Here is a 17,441-nt window from a genome sequence, read left to right as displayed (position 1 = left end):
GCTTCCACCCCCTAGTCAATTTTTTGTATTTTACATGCGTAATCTTGTTCTCAATGATTTTCATGCATCCAGTAAGCCTAGTTATTTCTCTTAGCTTGGCCTTTGCCTATTCCATCTATCTGAACGGAAAGAAAGCAATCAAGTTCAACTTCGTCTATATGCTTCCTTTTCTTATCCTAACTGCGCTTATTAATCCTGCCTTTAATCACGAAGGGGTTACGATATTAACGTACTTGCATAACGGCAATCCGCTAACCCTGGAATCTATTACCTATGGCCTTGCAGCAGCAACCATGTTCATTTCCGTTATCTGTTGGTTTTCTTGCTATAACGCTGTCATGACTTCTGATAAATTTATTTATTTGTTTGGAAAAATCATTCCTGCTTTATCGCTCATTTTTTCGATGGTACTGCGTTTTGTGCCCCGCTTTAAGGCTCAGATTACCATCGTTTCTAATGCCCAAAAATGTATCGGTCGGGATATATCCACAGGTAGTCTTATTCATAGAATCAAGCATGGTATTCGGATTCTATCTATCATGGTGACCTGGATGCTTGAAAATGCCATTGAAACCGCAGATTCGATGAAAAGCCGAGGGTACGGATTACAGGGAAGAACCGCATTTTCAATATTTACATGGGATAGCCGCGATAAAACTGCACTAATCGCTCTGGTCGTAAGCGGAGGTTATATCCTAATAGGAGCTGTTACGAAGGCTATGTATTTCCGATACTTCCCTTCCATGCGAGGTGTAGGGCTTTCAATTTATAGTATCAGTGTCTTTACGACTTATGCATTCCTATGCGCAATACCGCTTATTATTAATATTTCGGAGGATATCAAATGGAAGTCTTTACAATCCGACAACTAACATTCTCCTATCCTGGATCCCATGGGAATGCGTTAAGTGACGTAACTTTGACTATAAAACAAGGTGAATTTATTACCATCTGTGGTAAGTCAGGCTGCGGCAAATCAACCCTCTTACGACATTTGAAAACAGATCTTACACCGCACGGAGCACGAAGAGGCGAGATTTTATTTGATGGAATGCCCCTTGAACATCTAGACAGACGTATACAAGTCGCTCAAATCGGCTATGTGCTGCAATCCCCCGACAATCAAATTGTGACAGACAAGGTCTGGCATGAGCTTGCTTTCGGGCTTGAAAGCCTTGGTTACGACACCCTTGAGATTCGGCGGCGTGTAGCGGAAATGGCCAGCTTCTTCGGCATACAGGAGTGGTTTCATAAACCAGTTACCGATTTATCCGGCGGACAGAAGCAGCTGCTGAATCTGGCTTCCATTATGACCATGCAGCCGAAAATATTGATATTGGATGAACCTACCAGTCAACTCGATCCTATTGCTGCAGCAGAATTTCTAGCTGCCATTGGGAAAATCAACCGAGAACTTGGGGTCACTATTCTCATATCCGAGCATCGACTCGAAGAGGTCCTTCCGCTGTCAGATCGCGCAATTGTGATGGATAATGGTGAAATCCTCATATCTGGAACACCGAAGGAAGTCGGTGAACAACTTCGAGATATGCAGCACGACATGTTTTATGCGATGCCTACTCCCATGCGTGTGTATGCAAGAATTGAGAACCAGCTCCCTTGCCCCATTACAGTCCGTGAAGGTAGAGAATTCTTACATGTTCTTGCACAGAATCACACATTCAAGAAAGACATTCAAACTGCTGACATGCCAGTGCGAAGGGCAGAACCGACAATTGAGTTAAACGAAGTATGGTTTAAATATGAAAAAAGTTCCCCTGATGTGGTGAAAGGCCTGAGCTTACGTGCATTTCCAGGTGAAATTTATGCAATTGTTGGTGGTAATGGAACTGGTAAAACGACCACCCTTTCTCTGATATCTGGACTTCGCAAACATTATCGTGGAACTGTCCTGATGAATGGGAAACCCATTGACAAGTATTCGGACAGTGAGAAATTCAATGGTTTCCTTGGCGTTCTCCCTCAAAATCCACAAGCACTTTTTGTACAAAAAACAGTTAAAGCTGATCTTTTGGAGATGCTATCCGGCAGCAAGCTGGACATGGCATATAGGCAACAATGTATCGATGAAGTTTCGGAGTTATGTATGTTACAGCAACTTCTCGACCGACATCCTTATGATTTGTCTGGAGGGGAGCAACAACGTGCCGCTCTTGCTAAGATCTTACTTCTTCAACCTGCCATTCTTCTGTTGGACGAGCCGACGAAAGGTCTAGACGCACATTACAAATTGATGTTTGCCGAAATTTTAATCAATTTAAAACAACAAGGAACGACCATTGTTATGGTCAGTCATGATATCGAGTTTTGCGCTAGCTTTGCTGACAGGTGTGCGATGTTCTTTGACGGGGCGATCGTATCCGAGGGCAATCCCCAGGAATTCTTTGCTGGAAATAGCTTTTATACGACTTCTGCAAGCCGAATGGCCAGAGATTTGATTCCAAAAGCCATTACAACCAATGACATCATTAAGGCCTTTAATGGCAATGAAGAAATGCATAAGGTGGACACAAAACCAAAGGTGCAACTACCTCCATCGTTCCGTAAACATAGCGATATCTCAACCGTATCAGTCCCTAATGAGCAAACACCAGTCGAACAAAGAAGTCTCTCCAAACGCACATTGACTGCCATGCTCATGATTCTTTTATTAATTCCATTAACTATTTGGTTTGGCATTTATTATTTGGACGATAGAAAATACTACTTTATTAGCATGCTTATCATTTTGGAAACCTTACTACCTTTCATGATGATTTTCGAGGGGCGAAAGCCACAGGCGAGAGAACTTGTCGTCATAGCGGTGCTATGTGCGATTGGCGTAACTGGCAGAATGGCATTCTTCATGGTTCCTCAATTTAAACCCGTTGTTGCGATTGTTATTCTTTCCGGTATCGCATTAGGGGCTGAAACCGGCTTTCTAGTCGGTGCAGTCACAGGTTTTGTATCAAATTACTTTTTTGGTCAAGGGCCTTGGACACCCTGGCAGATGTTCGCTTTCGGGATCATTGGATTTTTTGCTGGAGCACTGTTCAAAAAAGGTATTCTACGCAGAAACAGAATTGCTCTTTGTGTATTTGGAGGATCAGCGACATTTCTCATTTATGGCATAATCATGAATTTTTCTTCCGTCGTGATGACAGGATCAAAACCCACAATTGGCGCACTTACACTTGCATGTATCCGAGGAGTTCCATTCGATTTGATTCATGCCATAGCAACTGTCATATTCCTATATTTCCTAGCACGACCTATGCTTGAAAAATTAGATCGAATAAAAGAAAAGTATGGGTTAGTTTCGTAAAACAAAAACAGCACCTCCTTGGTTAGTAACTAACCATGGGGGGTGCTGTTTTTTATGTCCAAATGCGCAATTGCATCCGACTGGGAAAGAAGAGGATTTCTCCCCTTCTTTGTTAAAAGCCCGTTCTACTTTTTCTGCTCGTGCAGTCTCATAATAACCACTGCGACCATCTCTCTGGTTACAGGAAGTAACGGGTTGAAATATCCGTTATCCTCTGTTAATAATCCGGATTTAATAGCTTGATTAACATATGGTAATGCCCAGTCAGCAACAAATGATTGGTCTTTAAGGTCAACCGATATCTGTCCCTCCATCGCAACACCTTGTAAACGACCCAGAATTACAGCCATTTCCTGTCTGGAAATCGTTTGATTCGGTGCGAAGGCATGGGCTGAAATCCCTGTGATCAATCCCTTCGATTTCGCGGTTACTATATACTTAAAATACCAATCTTCTGTGCTAACATCCTCAAAATCTGATCCACCGCTTACTAACTCGCTTCCTGTATAACGGACGATGAGCGCAGCAAACTCTGCTCTCGTTAATTCACGTTTGGGCTCGAAATTAGTTCCGGTTCCTTCCATGTATCCCAAAGTAGTGACTTTTGCTACAGCATCCTGTGCCCAACTGGAAATAGCACCAGCATCTTCATATTCTGCTTCCAGCGTGTTTTTGGTTTCTTCGTTTGGTTCCGCAGGCTTACCAGGGTTATTAGGGTTATTAGGGTTAACAACGTTACCACTCCCCCCTCCTACTGGCGGGGTATAGGCATCACCAATATCTTTCCCAAGATCTTTCGTGTACTGCCAACGAAGAACGTCGTTATTCTGTAATGTGTAGATACCCGCGCTGTATTTTGGAAAGACCCCGTTCACGGAGTACATCCAACCACTTAGCTGTCCTTTATCAAACTCCCCTAAGTGATCAATCGATTGTACATAGATGCTTGCACCTGAACCTGTATAAGATAGAGCTGTACTTTGGGTAACAAGTACCCGTTGTAGCAACGTAAACGCTGTATCGCCAGATTGCAAATTAACCGTTATTGGAGCAATGATATCTCCTTCACCCAGAGAGCGTTTTTCAACAGAAAGTGTAACCTTTTGTGTAGTACTAGGTCCAGATCCACCACCAGGACCAGGCGCTGTTACTGTTACTAACGTCGATTTAAAGGCTAAGAACTCCGTGAAATGCTTCGTTTTAATAATTAAATCGCCATTCTCACTGTAAGCATACACATCATCGTTTCGATAGTTGCTGTTGTCATATTTAGGTATTGCAGTGAAATTACCGTTTTCATCTATGAAACCGGCGTTACGATCACCCATCCCCTTCAATTTCAGTGTAACGTGTTGATTAAACTGGATGCGGCTATCACCACCCACTTTAATGCGTGAATCGATACTGTCTAGTCTACTACCGCTGCCGGTAAGTACTCCGCTTACTTTATTCGTTACAGAATTATCGGTTGTACTCAGAATGCTTGGCAATTGAATCTTATTATTCCACGCAACTGATGTAACTTCTGTATAAGCCGGTATGTCTAACTCCGTACTGCCTCGTTTAGCAATAACCTCTGGCAAAAATGGTGTCGTGAATGAAAGAGTAATTTTGTTCGTCGCTGGATCATTTTCATCTGTCGAGAAGGTTACATTGGACTCATTTGCGCCAACATTGACAATCTGATCACCCGAAGTGCTCACATTATGAATGGTCAACTTATTACTTGCCGAGTTACTAACCAAGGCTGCTGGCAATGCTTGGAGCTTAAGAGTTCCTGTTTGACCTTGACCTGCAAAAGTAATAACAAGATCTTGTTGATTGCTTTCTTGCGTTATATGATCAATCGTCAATCCTGTAGTGCCAGAATCGAAGCTCCAATTTGCTGCCGTATTGGCACCAGAAGTGAACGTATCGCCGACTAGCTTAATCTGCAAACTAGGGTTAAGTATTCCGATGTTCGTATTCGAAGCGATCGCAATGGAAGGCCAACGCCCATAATAAAACGTAACGATATCATCGTCATTTAAAATATAATTTGCTGCACCGACTTGCGGTGATACCCCGTTAACTTTGTACATCCAACCGTCGTATCCGCCAAGAGTTCCTGCAGCTTGACCTGCAATTGAGGAGAGATAGGGGCCATAACTACTGTTTTGAATGACAAAGTTGATGTTGGACTTCTCAAGTACTTGTTTCAAAGCATCCATGGCCGTCGGCTGACTGCCATAGACTGCTGCAGTTATCGACTCTTGTGGCAGTATCGGACTATTAATACCATTAACGTTTATTTGTACGGTAGTTAAATTTGGCTTATCCGCTAAACGCTGCCAAACTGATTTCCCCTGCTGAATATCCGTTAGAGCGATTAACACTTGCTCCGTTGCCATCAAGTTTTGGCTAGGTGCATCTACTTTCCAAGTAAAAGCTCCATTTGGCAGTTGAAAACTATATACGGCATCAACAACAGTCCGGTCATTGACGACCCAATTTGCGGACAACATGTCTTCTCCAACTGCAACCAAACCTGATACCGATGTGGCCCAACTATTCGAGTTGTCGCCGTAACCCCATTGACCCGCGGAATTAAATCCAGCATTGTCTAGCTGCCTTTCCTTCAATAACATTTTTGCACGTTCTATTGCAGCTGCTGCTGCGCTATTGGATTGATAATTGCCAAGTGCTAGCAGCGCCATCCCTGTAATATCTGTATCCGATTCACTTCCAAAGAAAGCAAACCCGCCATCAGACAATTGTAAACTAAGTAAATAACTTAACGCTTTTTCTTTGGCTGCATCGTTCCAGCTCCCAACGTTATGTCCCCTTTTCTTGCCTGTATCCAGAGCAAGCATCGTCCAAATCTGTCGATTAGAACCTCCAAAGGAACCTGTTGATGGATTTTGCTGAGCTGCTAACTCTGCGTACAAATTACGATCCGTTTCCCATGCATGGGAAGGATCAAGATTCATAGCCAATAATCCAAATATTAAATTGATATGGTATGTACTACTGTCAGTAGCTAATAAATCACCAGGATCACTTTGTTCCCAAGAAGGCAGCGTCCATTTGCTACTATGCAGATCTTCCCCTGCTCCCCATAGCGCCACCATCTGCCACCAAGAATTAAGTTCAGATCGATTCTGCTCATAAAATGAGACGGTATCCGAGATCATGGTATCCAATTTCGTACTTGGATCTGAATCAACGGCTCTAGCAGCTTGCGGAACGAGCAATAAAGTTATAAGTGCCAAACTTAGAAGAGCAGAAATCCCTTTTTTCATCAAACTGAACAAACCAATCACCTTCATCTTCCTTAAAATAGTAGATAAACGAAAAAAACACCTTTCCCCGATTTCTAGAGGAAAGATGTCTTTGTAAGAATCGTGTTAATCCAACGATTAACCATTCTTTTTGGCAAATGCAAAGAAACATCTTCCTCCCATCCTCGTGAGAAAAAAAATAAATTACTTATCAGGCAGGTCTCCTGGCTTCGCTTCATCGCTTGTACAATCTCCTTCCCCTCTTGTTATCGAGAGTGGCTATGATTGTTAGCTCAGCGTTACAGTGGCGGGACCGCATCGGAATTGAACCGAACTTCCCTATTAAGCTTCCGCTAGATTCAGCGGAAAGCACCTATTAAGCTAGTTTATGAAATTGTTTGTAATCATGACGAATTTTACATGACTTCATCGTAATAGACAATCCTTTTTTTCACAAACCCAAAAAGGCAACCCCACCAAGACCCCTAGGCCTCGTGGGATTACCTCTCTTCTTACCCGAGCAATCCGTAAATTAATATCTACAAATGCTGCGTGTAATAATAACTAGCAAAATGAAAAGTACTAGGATACTAGCGGCTGAATTGTTTTTCGGTGGACAAGCAACAGCTTGCGTATGAACCGGTTTCGGGAACACAAATTCAGTTTGTTGGTAGGACGCGTGCAGGTGGATATTATTGTGCATCGGTTGTTGCATAATTGGCGCTGGCGCTGGAAGCGGTGTAGGCATTGGCATTGGCATCGGGGTTGGCATTGGCATTGGCATTGGTTGCATTGGGTAATTCGGAACTTTAACATATTCCATGGAAGAGCACCTCCTTCAAATTTTCCCCAAAGGGACTTTCACAAGCTTACGGTTAACTCAAAGGTTATTGTTGGAGTTGGGTGAATAGCTTACAACATCAGTCTATGGGGAAGCACCTACGTTGCACACGGTAAATACCCAGTTTATAAATAAATTGGGTGGGTGTCATGGGCGAACGAGCACAATCAGGAGATAGTCGATTATTTCGACTTACTCCTCTTCCCCAGCCAAAAACAAAAAAAGGACCGCCCCCTCATCAGAGGAAGCAGTCCTTCAAATAATTACACGTATGGGTTATTCTCGCGTTCGAAGCCAATCGTCGTCTTGGCGCCATGCCCCGAATAGACGATGACGTCGTCATCCAGCAGGAACAGCTTATCCTGGATGGAATCCAGCAGGGTATTGTCGTCTCCGCCAAGCAGGTCGGTACGACCGACCGATAGTTTAAACAACACATCACCACTGAACAGGTGTTTGTCATATAGGAAACTCACACTGCCCGGCGAATGGCCTGGGGTATGGAACACTTTGAGCTTAATGCCAAGGAACTCCAGCACTTGCCCCTCATCCAGCGCGAACTCTGCCGGGTCCGTCTCAACTAAAGTCCCAAGTTCTGGCCAGCGAGCGGAGCCATTTTTCTTCGGATTCGTCAGCCAATCGGCTTCCAGGTCGTGAATATACACCGGACAGCCTTTGAGCTTACGAATCTCGTCAACGCCACCGATGTGATCGAAATGCGCATGCGTCAGGAGAATTGCCACGATATCCATGTCGGCAATTTTTTTGATCAGCGACTTCGGATTCATACCGGGATCGATAATAATACCTTGATTCGTCTCTGGATTCGACAGTAAGTACGCGTTCGTCTGAACCGGACCCAGGACGAAGGATTGAATGTTGATCATCGTGATGCCACCCTCACCTTTTAGAACGATTCGATCAATGAACGAAGTTCCTTCACAATAACAGCATGATATCCGTTACCTTCGCCATATTGACGACCCATTTCGGCTCTGGCTACTTGAATTTTTTCGTTATAATCTGCCGCATCGCGATCTGGATTTTCTTTCTTGAATTGCGTCATAACCGCTTGCACGTTCTTCGGACGAGGTCCCCAGTGTCCAAGTGAGAAGCCGCCAGTATCCGTGAATACGACGATTGGAATCCCACGTCCGCCGCCTGTCAGGAACTGATCAATGACATCATAGTTTTGTTCAATGATAAGAACTTCCGTTGGAATGCCGCTATCTTCCAAAGCCTTGAAAACAACAGGCACGTTGCGAACAACGTCGCCACACCAGTCAGCAGCAATAATCAAGCAGCGAAGATCATCGCGATTGTTAAGGGATTCGAAATATTCCTTATCCTCTTCATTGTCCCAAGCAAAGCCATCATAATACGCTAAGAATTGCTCCTTATTTTTTTCCATACTTTCGATAAACTGTTTCGGCTTCAAGCCTGTACCCAGTTTACTAGCAAGATTTGCACCCATCGTTGTCATCCTCCCAGGATCATCCTATTTCTCATTCATTGTATCAAAAGCAAGGCGAAACCGCCAAATCAACCTTACTAGACTTTCGTTTTTCTTTTGAGATAAAATTGATAGCCCGCATACAGGATCGTCAGCACGACAGCAGCGATAATCAATGGTTTAATATAAGGCCCCGCGTACTCGCCAATCGTCTCCCAGTTGTCCTTCAATTTCATGCCCAAATAAATATATAAGAACGAATAAGGAACTAAAGCTAATGCCGTGTAAAGGGAGAATTTACCCAAAGGCATCTTCGCCATACCGCCTGGCAATGAGATCGCATGACGCACAATCGGAATAAATCTCGCTGTAAAAATCATCCCCGTGCCGTACCGGTTGAACCAGCTTTCCGCCACATCGATATGATGCTTGCTGATCAACAGGTATTTGCCGTATCTCTCCAGAAAAGGCCTGCCGCCATAACGCCCGATCCAATATAGCACGATTTGGGCCAACGTCCCCCCGATAACCGCGCAAACCATACCACCTACGAAGTTAATTTGACCTTTGGATACGAGATACCCTGCGTAGGCTAAAAGCAATTCGTTCGGAATGACCTCCAACATGAGTCCAAGGAATATTCCCCAGTACCCCAAACCTTCCAAATACACCAAAACACTATGAATTAACTCACTCATCCGTAACCCTCTCTTCGCTTCACTTTCCCTTACATTCGCTACTTACTTAGCTGGAAAAAGTACATCTAATTGGGCCCATAGGATCAAAAGAAAGAGAATAGCTGGATTTTATCCATCTAAATTCGCCTATTCCTCTCGAAATCACTTATAATCCGCAAAATAGCTGGGTATTTTCCATATATTCTAATTTTTCCGTTGAAATCCTCATAATTAGCTGTAGTTTTTCCTATTAAATGCCTATTACTTCCCCTATGAGGTCTAACTTGTACGTGTTACCCATTCTAATCTCATCCACATTCTATCATAGACATGCCGCTATCCTCTACTTGTATGCAACTCATTGCTGAAATAAGCCAAAATATGCGATTTGCAAGCTTCCACAGGTGCACTGAGCTCTTTGCCTGCACGGTGAATCAGCCCATGTTCCAACGGAATCGCTGTCTCCGACGCAACGCGAAGCAACTGACCCGCTTCAAGCTCTTTCTGAACAGCAGTGACAGGCAGCAAGGAGAGGCCCATGCCGCACATCATCGTCTGTTTGAGCATTTCCGTACTGTCGAAGGCCATTTCGGTAAACGTAGAGAGCCCTTTGTCCGTCATCAGTACCTGGGAAGCCAAAGATTGATATATGCAGCGGCTGCCAAAGCCGATGACCTGTGTCTGTGCGATCGCTTCCCAGCCTTCCAGCTCGATGCGCTTCACTAGCGCCGGAGCCCCTACCCACACCAATTCATCCTCGAGCAGCGGGGTAAAAGTGAGATTGCGCACCTTAGGATCCCGCGGCACAATGCCCAAATCCACACGGAACGCTGACACCTCCTGAACAATGTCGCGTTGAAAGCCCGTTTCCAGCTGCAGCTGTATGTGCGGAAACTGCTCGAACAACGTCGGCAGCATCATCGGTAGATGCGGCACGCAGAACGATTCCAGCGCGCGCAGTCGCACCACACCTTTGGGCTCCTGTAAGCCCGTTAGTTTCTCCTGCAAGGATTCTCCCAACTGCAAGAATCGATACGCAAAAGGCGCCACCTCTCGGCCCGCCGCTGTCAATTCAACGCCACGCGGCAACCGTGTAAAGAGAGATTGTCCCAAGGTTTGCTCCAGCTGCAAAATATGCATCGTCACCGTGGATTGTACATAACCAAGCTTAAGCGCGGCTTTGCTGAAGCTCTTTTCTTCCATCACGGTGATGAAAGTTTTCATGCTCCGCCCATCCAGCTGTTCCAACACGCCCCTACACCACCCATCGGATTATCAAATGTCAGATATCATAATCATTCGTTATTCAAATACATATTCTCATGATACCATATGATAATGAGAAAACCATTAAAGAAAATGGGAAAAACAACAAAGAAAAGAGGCACCCCACATGTTCACTCGTCTTCGACTACAACTCTCTCCCATGTTCATCAAACTCATCCCCGGCATCGGCGGCTTCATCGCCATCCTGCTGTGCAGCTTACTCGGCGACTTTGCTCGCACCTCGCTGCTGATGGCCCCCTTCGGCGCCTCCTGCGTCATCGCCTTCGCGCTCCCGCAGAGCCCGCTCGCTCAGCCCCGCAGCCTCATCGGCGGCCACGTGCTGAGCACGCTCGTCGGGCTCTGCGCCCTCACCGCGTTCGGCGTGCACGCGTGGAGCCTCGCCCTCGCGGTCGGCGCCGCCATCACGCTCATGCAGCTGACGCGAACGCTGCATCCGCCTGCAGGCGCTGACCCGCTGCTCGTGATGCTCACCGGCGCCGGCTGGAGCTTCCTGCTTACGCCGGTGCTGCTCGGCGCAGCGCTGATCGTGCTCGTTGCCTGCGGGTATCACCGGGCAACCAAAGCCCACTATCCCACGAAGTGGTGGTGACACGTTCCGTGTAATTCCAATTCATGCGCTGACAAGCCTCCGCATAAGATGTACAAGACCCTTGTACAGGAGGCGGACCCTATGTCCCGAGTATGGATTGTCAAACGCAAACATTTCTATCAGCTATCAGCCGCACTTCTACTTATTCTTATCGGTTGGGTGTATCTAAATCGGGAAAACATCCTGCCAACCTTAGGTGAACCCACATCAGAACGCACCATTCACATGGTTGTTGGGGAGTTCAAATCCACCACAGCTGATGGCAAAACCATCGAGGCTTACCGCTGGGACCCTGGCACCATTGCTGTTAAGAAAGGCGAGCGTATCAAGCTTAGCATCCTTGGCATCAATGGCGAGAGTCACCCCTTTTTCATCGAAGGACTCAATATCAGCGGTGAGATCAAAAAAGGCAAAGAAACCATCGTTCATTTTACCGCCAACCAAGCGGGGACGTATCGCCTCATCTGTATGACGCATACCGATATGGCGCATAATGGTCCGATGATCGGCTATATCGAGGTCTATTAGAAACCTCCCTGGTTCTGTTTTATTCCAGCGAAACCTTATGCTACCTTCTGCCCCTCGAATCGTCACCAGCAGGCGACTCGATATCAGAAGTGGCATTAAGGTTTTTTTTCGTTTACACTGAGGCCAAGCTCAATTGATTCCCAATGAAGAAGGTGCTTCCCCAATGAAAACACATATACTCGTCGCCGATGACGATGCCCATATTCGCGAGCTCATGCGCTTCCTTTTTTCCAAAGAAGGGTATGCGGTCTTTGAAGCAAGTGACGGTGAGCAAGCTTCGAGGCTGCTGGAAACCGAACAAATCCATCTCGCCGTTGTTGATGTCATGATGCCGCTGCGTGACGGCTTGGAACTATGTGCGGAAATCCGCGCGCACTACGATATTCCGGTTCTTCTTGTGACCGCCAAAGGTGAGATTGAAGATAAAGAGCGAGGCTTCGCCTCAGGCACCGATGATTATGTGGTCAAGCCGTTCGAGCCGAAAGAGCTGCTCTTCCGTACGCGTGCTTTATTGCGGCGATACCAGTTGGTTTCTTCGGAGATGATTACACTTGGTCAAACGGTCATCAACCGCAAAAGCTATGAAGTCACGATCGCAGGTGAAACGCTGCTGCTGCCGCTCAAAGAATTTCAGCTGCTCGCCCAATTGGCGAGTCATCCAGGGCGCATTTTCACGCGTGAGCAGCTGATTCACATGCTGTGGGGCACGGATTATGAAGGTGACAGCCGAACCATCGATGTTCATATCAAGCGACTGCGGGAGCGTTTTTATGAGAAAACAAGTGACTTTATGATTACGACAGTAAGAGGACTTGGTTACAAGCTTGAGGTGACGGAAGGGTGAAAACATTATATTTTCGCATCGTTGTTACGTTTATTCTCATCGCCATGGTCAGCTCGGTACTCGCACTCTTTCTTTCGAATTGGTATTATCTAACGAAATTAAGGGATCAGAACGAGGAACAAATTTGGAAAATCACAACCGAAATCCGCTCTCTTTACGAAGAAATGCCCAACGTAGAGCCTGCCACGTATTTCACTCATATCGCCAATATGGGGTTCCAGCTGTATGTCGTGAATGACCAGATGACAGGGACCTTCTATGGGACGCCATATAAACATACGCAGTTCGATCCGGAACAGATTCAGCGTGTTTTAGCGGGAGAAACGTACCGTGGTATGCTGCAGGAGCGGCATGTTCTGATGGTGATCGGCTATTTTGAAAATAGCCTGCGCAACAGCATCGGTGTCCCTGTTCAGGTGCAGGGGAAAACGTATGCCTTGTTTGTTCGGCCTAATCTGGAACAGCAGATCGGCGGCGTGCGCGTGCTGATGGCTTTTCTGCTCGGACTTACCTTCCTGTTCAGCATCGTTCTTATCATTATTTTCTCCCAATTCATCGTGAAGCCTGTCAAAAGATTGCGAGAAGCCACACGACGAATCGTTGGCGGCAGTTACGAGATGACGATGGATGTTTCCCGTCAAGATGAAATCGGGGAGCTTGCACGAGATTTTACCTTCATGGCGCAATCGCTCAAACAGGTAGAAGCTATGCGACAGGAATTCGTGGGCAATGTCTCCCATGAAATCCAGTCTCCGTTAACCTCGATTCAAGGCTTCGCCCAATCCATATTGGATCAGACGACCTCCGAAGAAGAGAAGGAGCGCTATCTTCATATCATTTTAGACGAAAGCAAACGATTGTCCTCCCTCAGTAAACAGCTGCTAACGCTAGCCTCATTAGATAAAGAGAGTCATGTAGTTAAGCGCACTATGTATCGGCTGGATGAACAAATCCGCCAAATTCTCATTCATACGGAGTGGCAATGGTCGGAAAAGGCGCTCGACATCGAACTAGATCTACCGGAAACTGACGTCTCGGCCGACCACCAATTGATGCATCAGGTTTGGCTTAACCTTATTACGAATGGTATCAAATACGCTCGTCCTCATGACGCATTACACATTGCGATTCAGTCATCAGAGATGGAGGTCACCGTCGTGGTGAGCGACACAGGGATTGGCATGTCGGAGTCGGAGCTGCCTCATATTTTCACCCGCTTCTATAAAGCGGATCGCTCCCGAAACCGCGCCAGTACGGGCACGGGCCTTGGTTTATCGATTGTTGAAAAAATCATCGAACTGCACGGTGGCAGTATTCATGTCCAGAGTGAGCTCGGCAAAGGGACAACGTTCACTGTCCACCTACCCCGAATGTAATCTTGCATTCATCATCCGTTCATATTCCTCTCCTACTATTTGAAGTAGATTTAGGAGAGGGGAATGAACCTGCTATGAAACATGCATTAACACGTCTTGCTCAGTTCGTAAGCAGTTCCAAAGGAGTCAAAATTGTACTCATCAGCTGGCTAGCTGCTATCCTTTTATTAAGCGCATTTGCGCCATCTTCCAAAGAAGTCGCCCAAAGCGGCGGTGAAGGCAGCTTAGCTGGCCATACACTATCCGAAGAAGCTAAACAGTTATTACAAGAGGCCTATCCTTCCTCGGACGGCTTAACTGCTATCCTCGTGTTCCATTCCGAGCAACCTATCACGGATGCTGAACGTGGCGCTATAACTAGCATAAGTAAGTGGCTGGCTTCTGATCAGAAACCGGCATACGTCACACGTTCTCTTCCTTTTCATCAAATGCCCGCGGCGCAGCAAGAGCTCTTATTTTCCGCAGATCGTACAACGCTCTTGTTAACGCTCTCCCTCCAGAAGGATCTGGCATCTGGTCCTGTCTATGATACGCTCGAACAGATTCGTCAAACATCGGATCAGATTGGCTTAGGGACGGTGCAGCTTGACATCACAGGTCCCGCGGGCATCTCATCCGATACCATTATGCTCTTCAAAAAGGCCGATTTTGTGCTAATGCTCGCCACACTGGGGATCATTCTTATCATTTTAATCATCATATACCGATCACCGCTGTTGGCATTGTTACCCTTGGTTATCGCAGGCATGGTGTATGCAGTTGTCGATAGAGTCATAGGCTTAGCAGGCAAGATGGGCTGGATTTTCGTCGAGAAGCAATCCCTCTCCATCATGATGATCTTACTTTTCGCTGTGTTGACCGATTACTGCTTATTTATTATTGCGCGCTATCGTTCCGCCCTGCGGACAACGGATTCTAAGTACGAGGCGATGTCGAAGGCTTTCTCCAACGTGGCTGAACCGATTTTCTTCAGCGGCGGCACCGTACTCATTGCCATGCTCACGTTATTCGCAGCTGTGTTCAAGCCCTATCATAACTTTGCACCAGTCTTTTCAATTGCGATGGTGGTTATTTTGCTCGGTGGACTGACGTTAATTCCTGCTATGTTTGCCTTAATTGGGCGAAGAGCTTTCTGGCCGTTTATCCCACGTTCGGAAGTGGCCCATCTGAATGAAGAGTCTCGCGGCTTCTGGGCTTGGGTAAGTACTCACGTTACCTCAAAGCCGCGGATAACCGCTCTCGTGCTCATTATCGTTCTGGTAGCACCTGCTCTAACTACGTTCGGTATGCGCTACTCGTTTAATCTCATGAAATCCTTCCCTAGCGATATTTCTTCTAGACAAGGCTTTGACACGTTAGAGGCGCAGTTTCCTCCTGGGCAATTAGCGCCAGTCACTGTTCTTTTGGAGTCGAAGAAAGAAATCGTTTGGGATGAGGCATTTATTAGCAAAATGAATACACTAACCGGGCTTATCCGGGAGCAGGAGGGGATTAGTTCGCTAACACCGGGGGTCAATCAAGTTGAGTTCACTTCTGCGAATGCCAATTTACCTAAGCATACGATGAAGTTCCAGCTGATTCTGACAATGAATCCCTATGATCAAGCTGCGCTAGAGGTGATCTCCGGCTTACGCAAGGATAGCGAAGCCTTGCTTGGGCAGAGTGGCTTCGAGACCGGCCAGTTCACTCTGCATTACGCAGGGCAAACGGCGGAACAGCTTGATGTCCGTTCCCTGAATAAGCGGGATACGTTGGTTATTTTCTCACTCATTACGTTATTGATTACCGTTATGCTGATCTGGCAAGCCCGCTCCCTTCGATTGGCGCTTACCATGATGGCTACTATGTTGCTATCCTACGCGGCTACAATGGGAGTGGTCTGGAGTGTGTTTCATTTCGGATTTGGACACGATGCCTTCAGCTACCGTCTGCCCGTGTACACCTTTATCTTCCTCATCTCGTTAGGCGTAGACTATAACATCATTTTGGTGTCTAGGGTGCAAGAGGAAGCGCAGCGCCATCCTTGGCGAGAGGCTGTACAACGCGGCGCGGCGTTAACGGGCGGCGTCATTTCTTCGGCCGGCATCGTGCTTGCGGCGACCTTCTGTGTCTTAATGACGCAGCCGTTGCAGGAGCTGCTGCTGTTTGGTTTCGCGATGGCGGCTGGTATTCTCATCGACACCTTCCTCGTTCGAGGCATGCTGCTGCCAGCACTGATGAGCTATATGGGGCCGCGCGAGGCAAAGGCGAAGCATACCCATACTCCACGAACTTGGGCGCAATAGATTCTTGTCCCTAGTCGCTCTCCGCCCTCTCTGTGCATACACATAACAGAGAGAGGAGCGTCGATCCCTGTATGGTGTATCAGAAACAAAGTGAACGACATAAACAGCAACTCCCCAACGCTCGTGCCATTCGGAGAGCCTGCAACAAGGAGCTATATCGGACCATTAAACGGTTAAAAATATGGCTCACGCCCGAGCAAATCAAGTCTGCCGAGACCATTTACGTGAAAAAAGTGATGCTCAATCTCCCCTTCATCGTCGAAAATGGCAGCAACCGTCGATTGCTAGCTGACTGGTTCGGCGAACATGTTGCGCCCGAGGTCGCTCCTATATGGAACGTAGAGCTGGAAACCTTGAATGAGGCGTTTCGCGACGCATTTGGCGGATAGCACGAACTAGTTGAGTGTGATAAGAGCGGATCATCCGCTCTTATTTGCATTGATGAAGTTCATTTCCTCCCCCTCTAAGCTACTCCTAGACCATTTATTCTGCTACTATTCTGTTCCTAGCCTGCTGATTTCCTTTACTACTCCTATCCCACTTAATTCCCACTACTAGCTACTCCTAGACCACCCACTCACTTCCCGCTACCATCCTGCTCCTAGCCTACTGATTTACCTTTACTACTGATTTACCTTTACTACTCCTATCCCACTTAATTCCCCAAACCACTCCCTCTTTTTCTCTTCTCTCCCCCACTGTTATAGCTGCTAATGCCCCGGATCAGCCAATTAGAGGGAAAAAGTACAGTTAAATCCTCAATATTTTCACCTTATAATCAAATAACTGGATAATACGTAGTTAATTCCACCCATTTTCATCAGTACAGGCGAATATGCAGAAAATAACTACCTTTTTGCACTTAGAATTAATAGTGGACGTCTCTTAGTGTAGAAGTGATAATAATCTTAACTATTAACTAAGAGGTGTCTTTCCATGAGCGAATCAAGACACTTTCCATGAGCGAATCAAGACA

14 protein-coding genes and 1 riboswitch are annotated in these 17,441 nt (G+C 46.4%); of the genes, 8 read left to right on the top strand and 6 right to left on the bottom strand.

All coding sequences use genetic code 11. The features are described from left to right. The first annotated feature begins 53 nt into the window (after positions 1-53). A complete protein-coding gene (locus ASL11_RS19575) occupies positions 54-872 on the top strand; it encodes an energy-coupling factor transporter transmembrane component T (RefSeq protein ID WP_235550516.1) in 819 nt (272 codons plus the stop codon). Beyond that, on the top strand, positions 845-3,325 hold the full coding sequence (locus tag ASL11_RS19570) for an ECF transporter S component (RefSeq protein WP_056618432.1): 2,481 nt from the start codon (positions 845-847) through the stop codon (positions 3,323-3,325). The genes ASL11_RS19575 and ASL11_RS19570 overlap by 28 nt, the downstream gene beginning before the upstream one ends. Before the next feature lie 125 nt (positions 3,326-3,450). Here the strand turns inward: ASL11_RS19570 and ASL11_RS19565 are convergent, their stop codons facing one another. The 6 genes from ASL11_RS19565 to ASL11_RS19540 form a co-directional block, all read right to left on the bottom strand. Then, the gene (locus ASL11_RS19565; RefSeq protein ID WP_082595606.1) at positions 3,451-6,633 is read right to left on the bottom strand and encodes a DUF4430 domain-containing protein; all 3,183 of its coding nucleotides are present in this window, start codon (positions 6,631-6,633) and stop codon (positions 3,451-3,453) included. A 149-nt stretch (positions 6,634-6,782) separates the two neighbouring features. Further along, positions 6,783-6,977: riboswitch (cobalamin riboswitch) on the bottom strand. Between the two features lie 140 nt (positions 6,978-7,117). Further along, positions 7,118-7,408 carry a hypothetical protein gene (locus tag ASL11_RS19560; RefSeq protein ID WP_056618426.1) on the bottom strand — a complete coding sequence of 97 codons (291 nt, stop codon included), beginning with the start codon at positions 7,406-7,408 and terminating at the stop codon, positions 7,118-7,120. Positions 7,409-7,689: 281 nt separating this feature from the next. After that, positions 7,690-8,313: an MBL fold metallo-hydrolase gene (locus tag ASL11_RS19555; RefSeq protein ID WP_056618423.1), complete on the bottom strand. Its 624-nt coding sequence runs from the start codon at positions 8,311-8,313 to the stop codon at positions 7,690-7,692. A gap of 20 nt (positions 8,314-8,333) precedes the next feature. After that, positions 8,334-8,900, bottom strand: a complete 567-nt coding sequence (locus ASL11_RS19550) for a thioredoxin family protein (RefSeq protein WP_056618420.1) — start codon at positions 8,898-8,900, stop codon at positions 8,334-8,336. A gap of 77 nt (positions 8,901-8,977) precedes the next feature. Then, on the bottom strand, positions 8,978-9,577 hold the full coding sequence (locus ASL11_RS19545) for a DedA family protein (RefSeq protein ID WP_056618418.1): 600 nt from the start codon (positions 9,575-9,577) through the stop codon (positions 8,978-8,980). A 315-nt stretch (positions 9,578-9,892) separates the two neighbouring features. After that, the gene (locus ASL11_RS19540) at positions 9,893-10,780 is read right to left on the bottom strand and encodes a LysR family transcriptional regulator (protein WP_157256975.1); all 888 of its coding nucleotides are present in this window, start codon (positions 10,778-10,780) and stop codon (positions 9,893-9,895) included. Between the two features lie 169 nt (positions 10,781-10,949). Here ASL11_RS19540 and ASL11_RS19535 point away from each other — a divergent pair, with 169 nt between their 5' ends. From ASL11_RS19535 to ASL11_RS19510, 6 genes are all read left to right on the top strand, one after another. Further along, on the top strand, positions 10,950-11,432 hold the full coding sequence (locus ASL11_RS19535; protein WP_056618409.1) for an HPP family protein: 483 nt from the start codon (positions 10,950-10,952) through the stop codon (positions 11,430-11,432). 81 nt (positions 11,433-11,513) lie between these two features. After that, positions 11,514-11,960 carry a cupredoxin domain-containing protein gene (locus tag ASL11_RS19530; RefSeq protein ID WP_056618407.1) on the top strand — a complete coding sequence of 149 codons (447 nt, stop codon included), beginning with the start codon at positions 11,514-11,516 and terminating at the stop codon, positions 11,958-11,960. A gap of 163 nt (positions 11,961-12,123) precedes the next feature. Next, a complete protein-coding gene (locus tag ASL11_RS19525; protein ID WP_056618401.1) occupies positions 12,124-12,804 on the top strand; it encodes a response regulator transcription factor in 681 nt (226 codons plus the stop codon). Next, positions 12,801-14,180, top strand: a complete 1,380-nt coding sequence (locus ASL11_RS19520; protein WP_056618395.1) for a sensor histidine kinase — start codon at positions 12,801-12,803, stop codon at positions 14,178-14,180. Before ASL11_RS19525 ends, ASL11_RS19520 begins: the two co-directional genes overlap by 4 nt. Positions 14,181-14,254: 74 nt before the next feature. Then, a complete protein-coding gene (locus ASL11_RS19515; protein ID WP_056618390.1) occupies positions 14,255-16,465 on the top strand; it encodes an MMPL family transporter in 2,211 nt (736 codons plus the stop codon). 71 nt (positions 16,466-16,536) lie between these two features. Next, the gene (locus ASL11_RS19510) at positions 16,537-16,854 is read left to right on the top strand and encodes a hypothetical protein (RefSeq protein ID WP_056618386.1); all 318 of its coding nucleotides are present in this window, start codon (positions 16,537-16,539) and stop codon (positions 16,852-16,854) included. Positions 16,855-17,441: the final 587 nt, after the last annotated feature.

This window comes from Paenibacillus sp. Soil750 (assembly GCF_001428045.1).
Lineage (GTDB): Bacteria > Bacillota > Bacilli > Paenibacillales > NBRC-103111 > Paenibacillus_E > Paenibacillus_E allorhizoplanae.
This window is presented reverse-complemented; position numbering and strand designations above follow the sequence as displayed.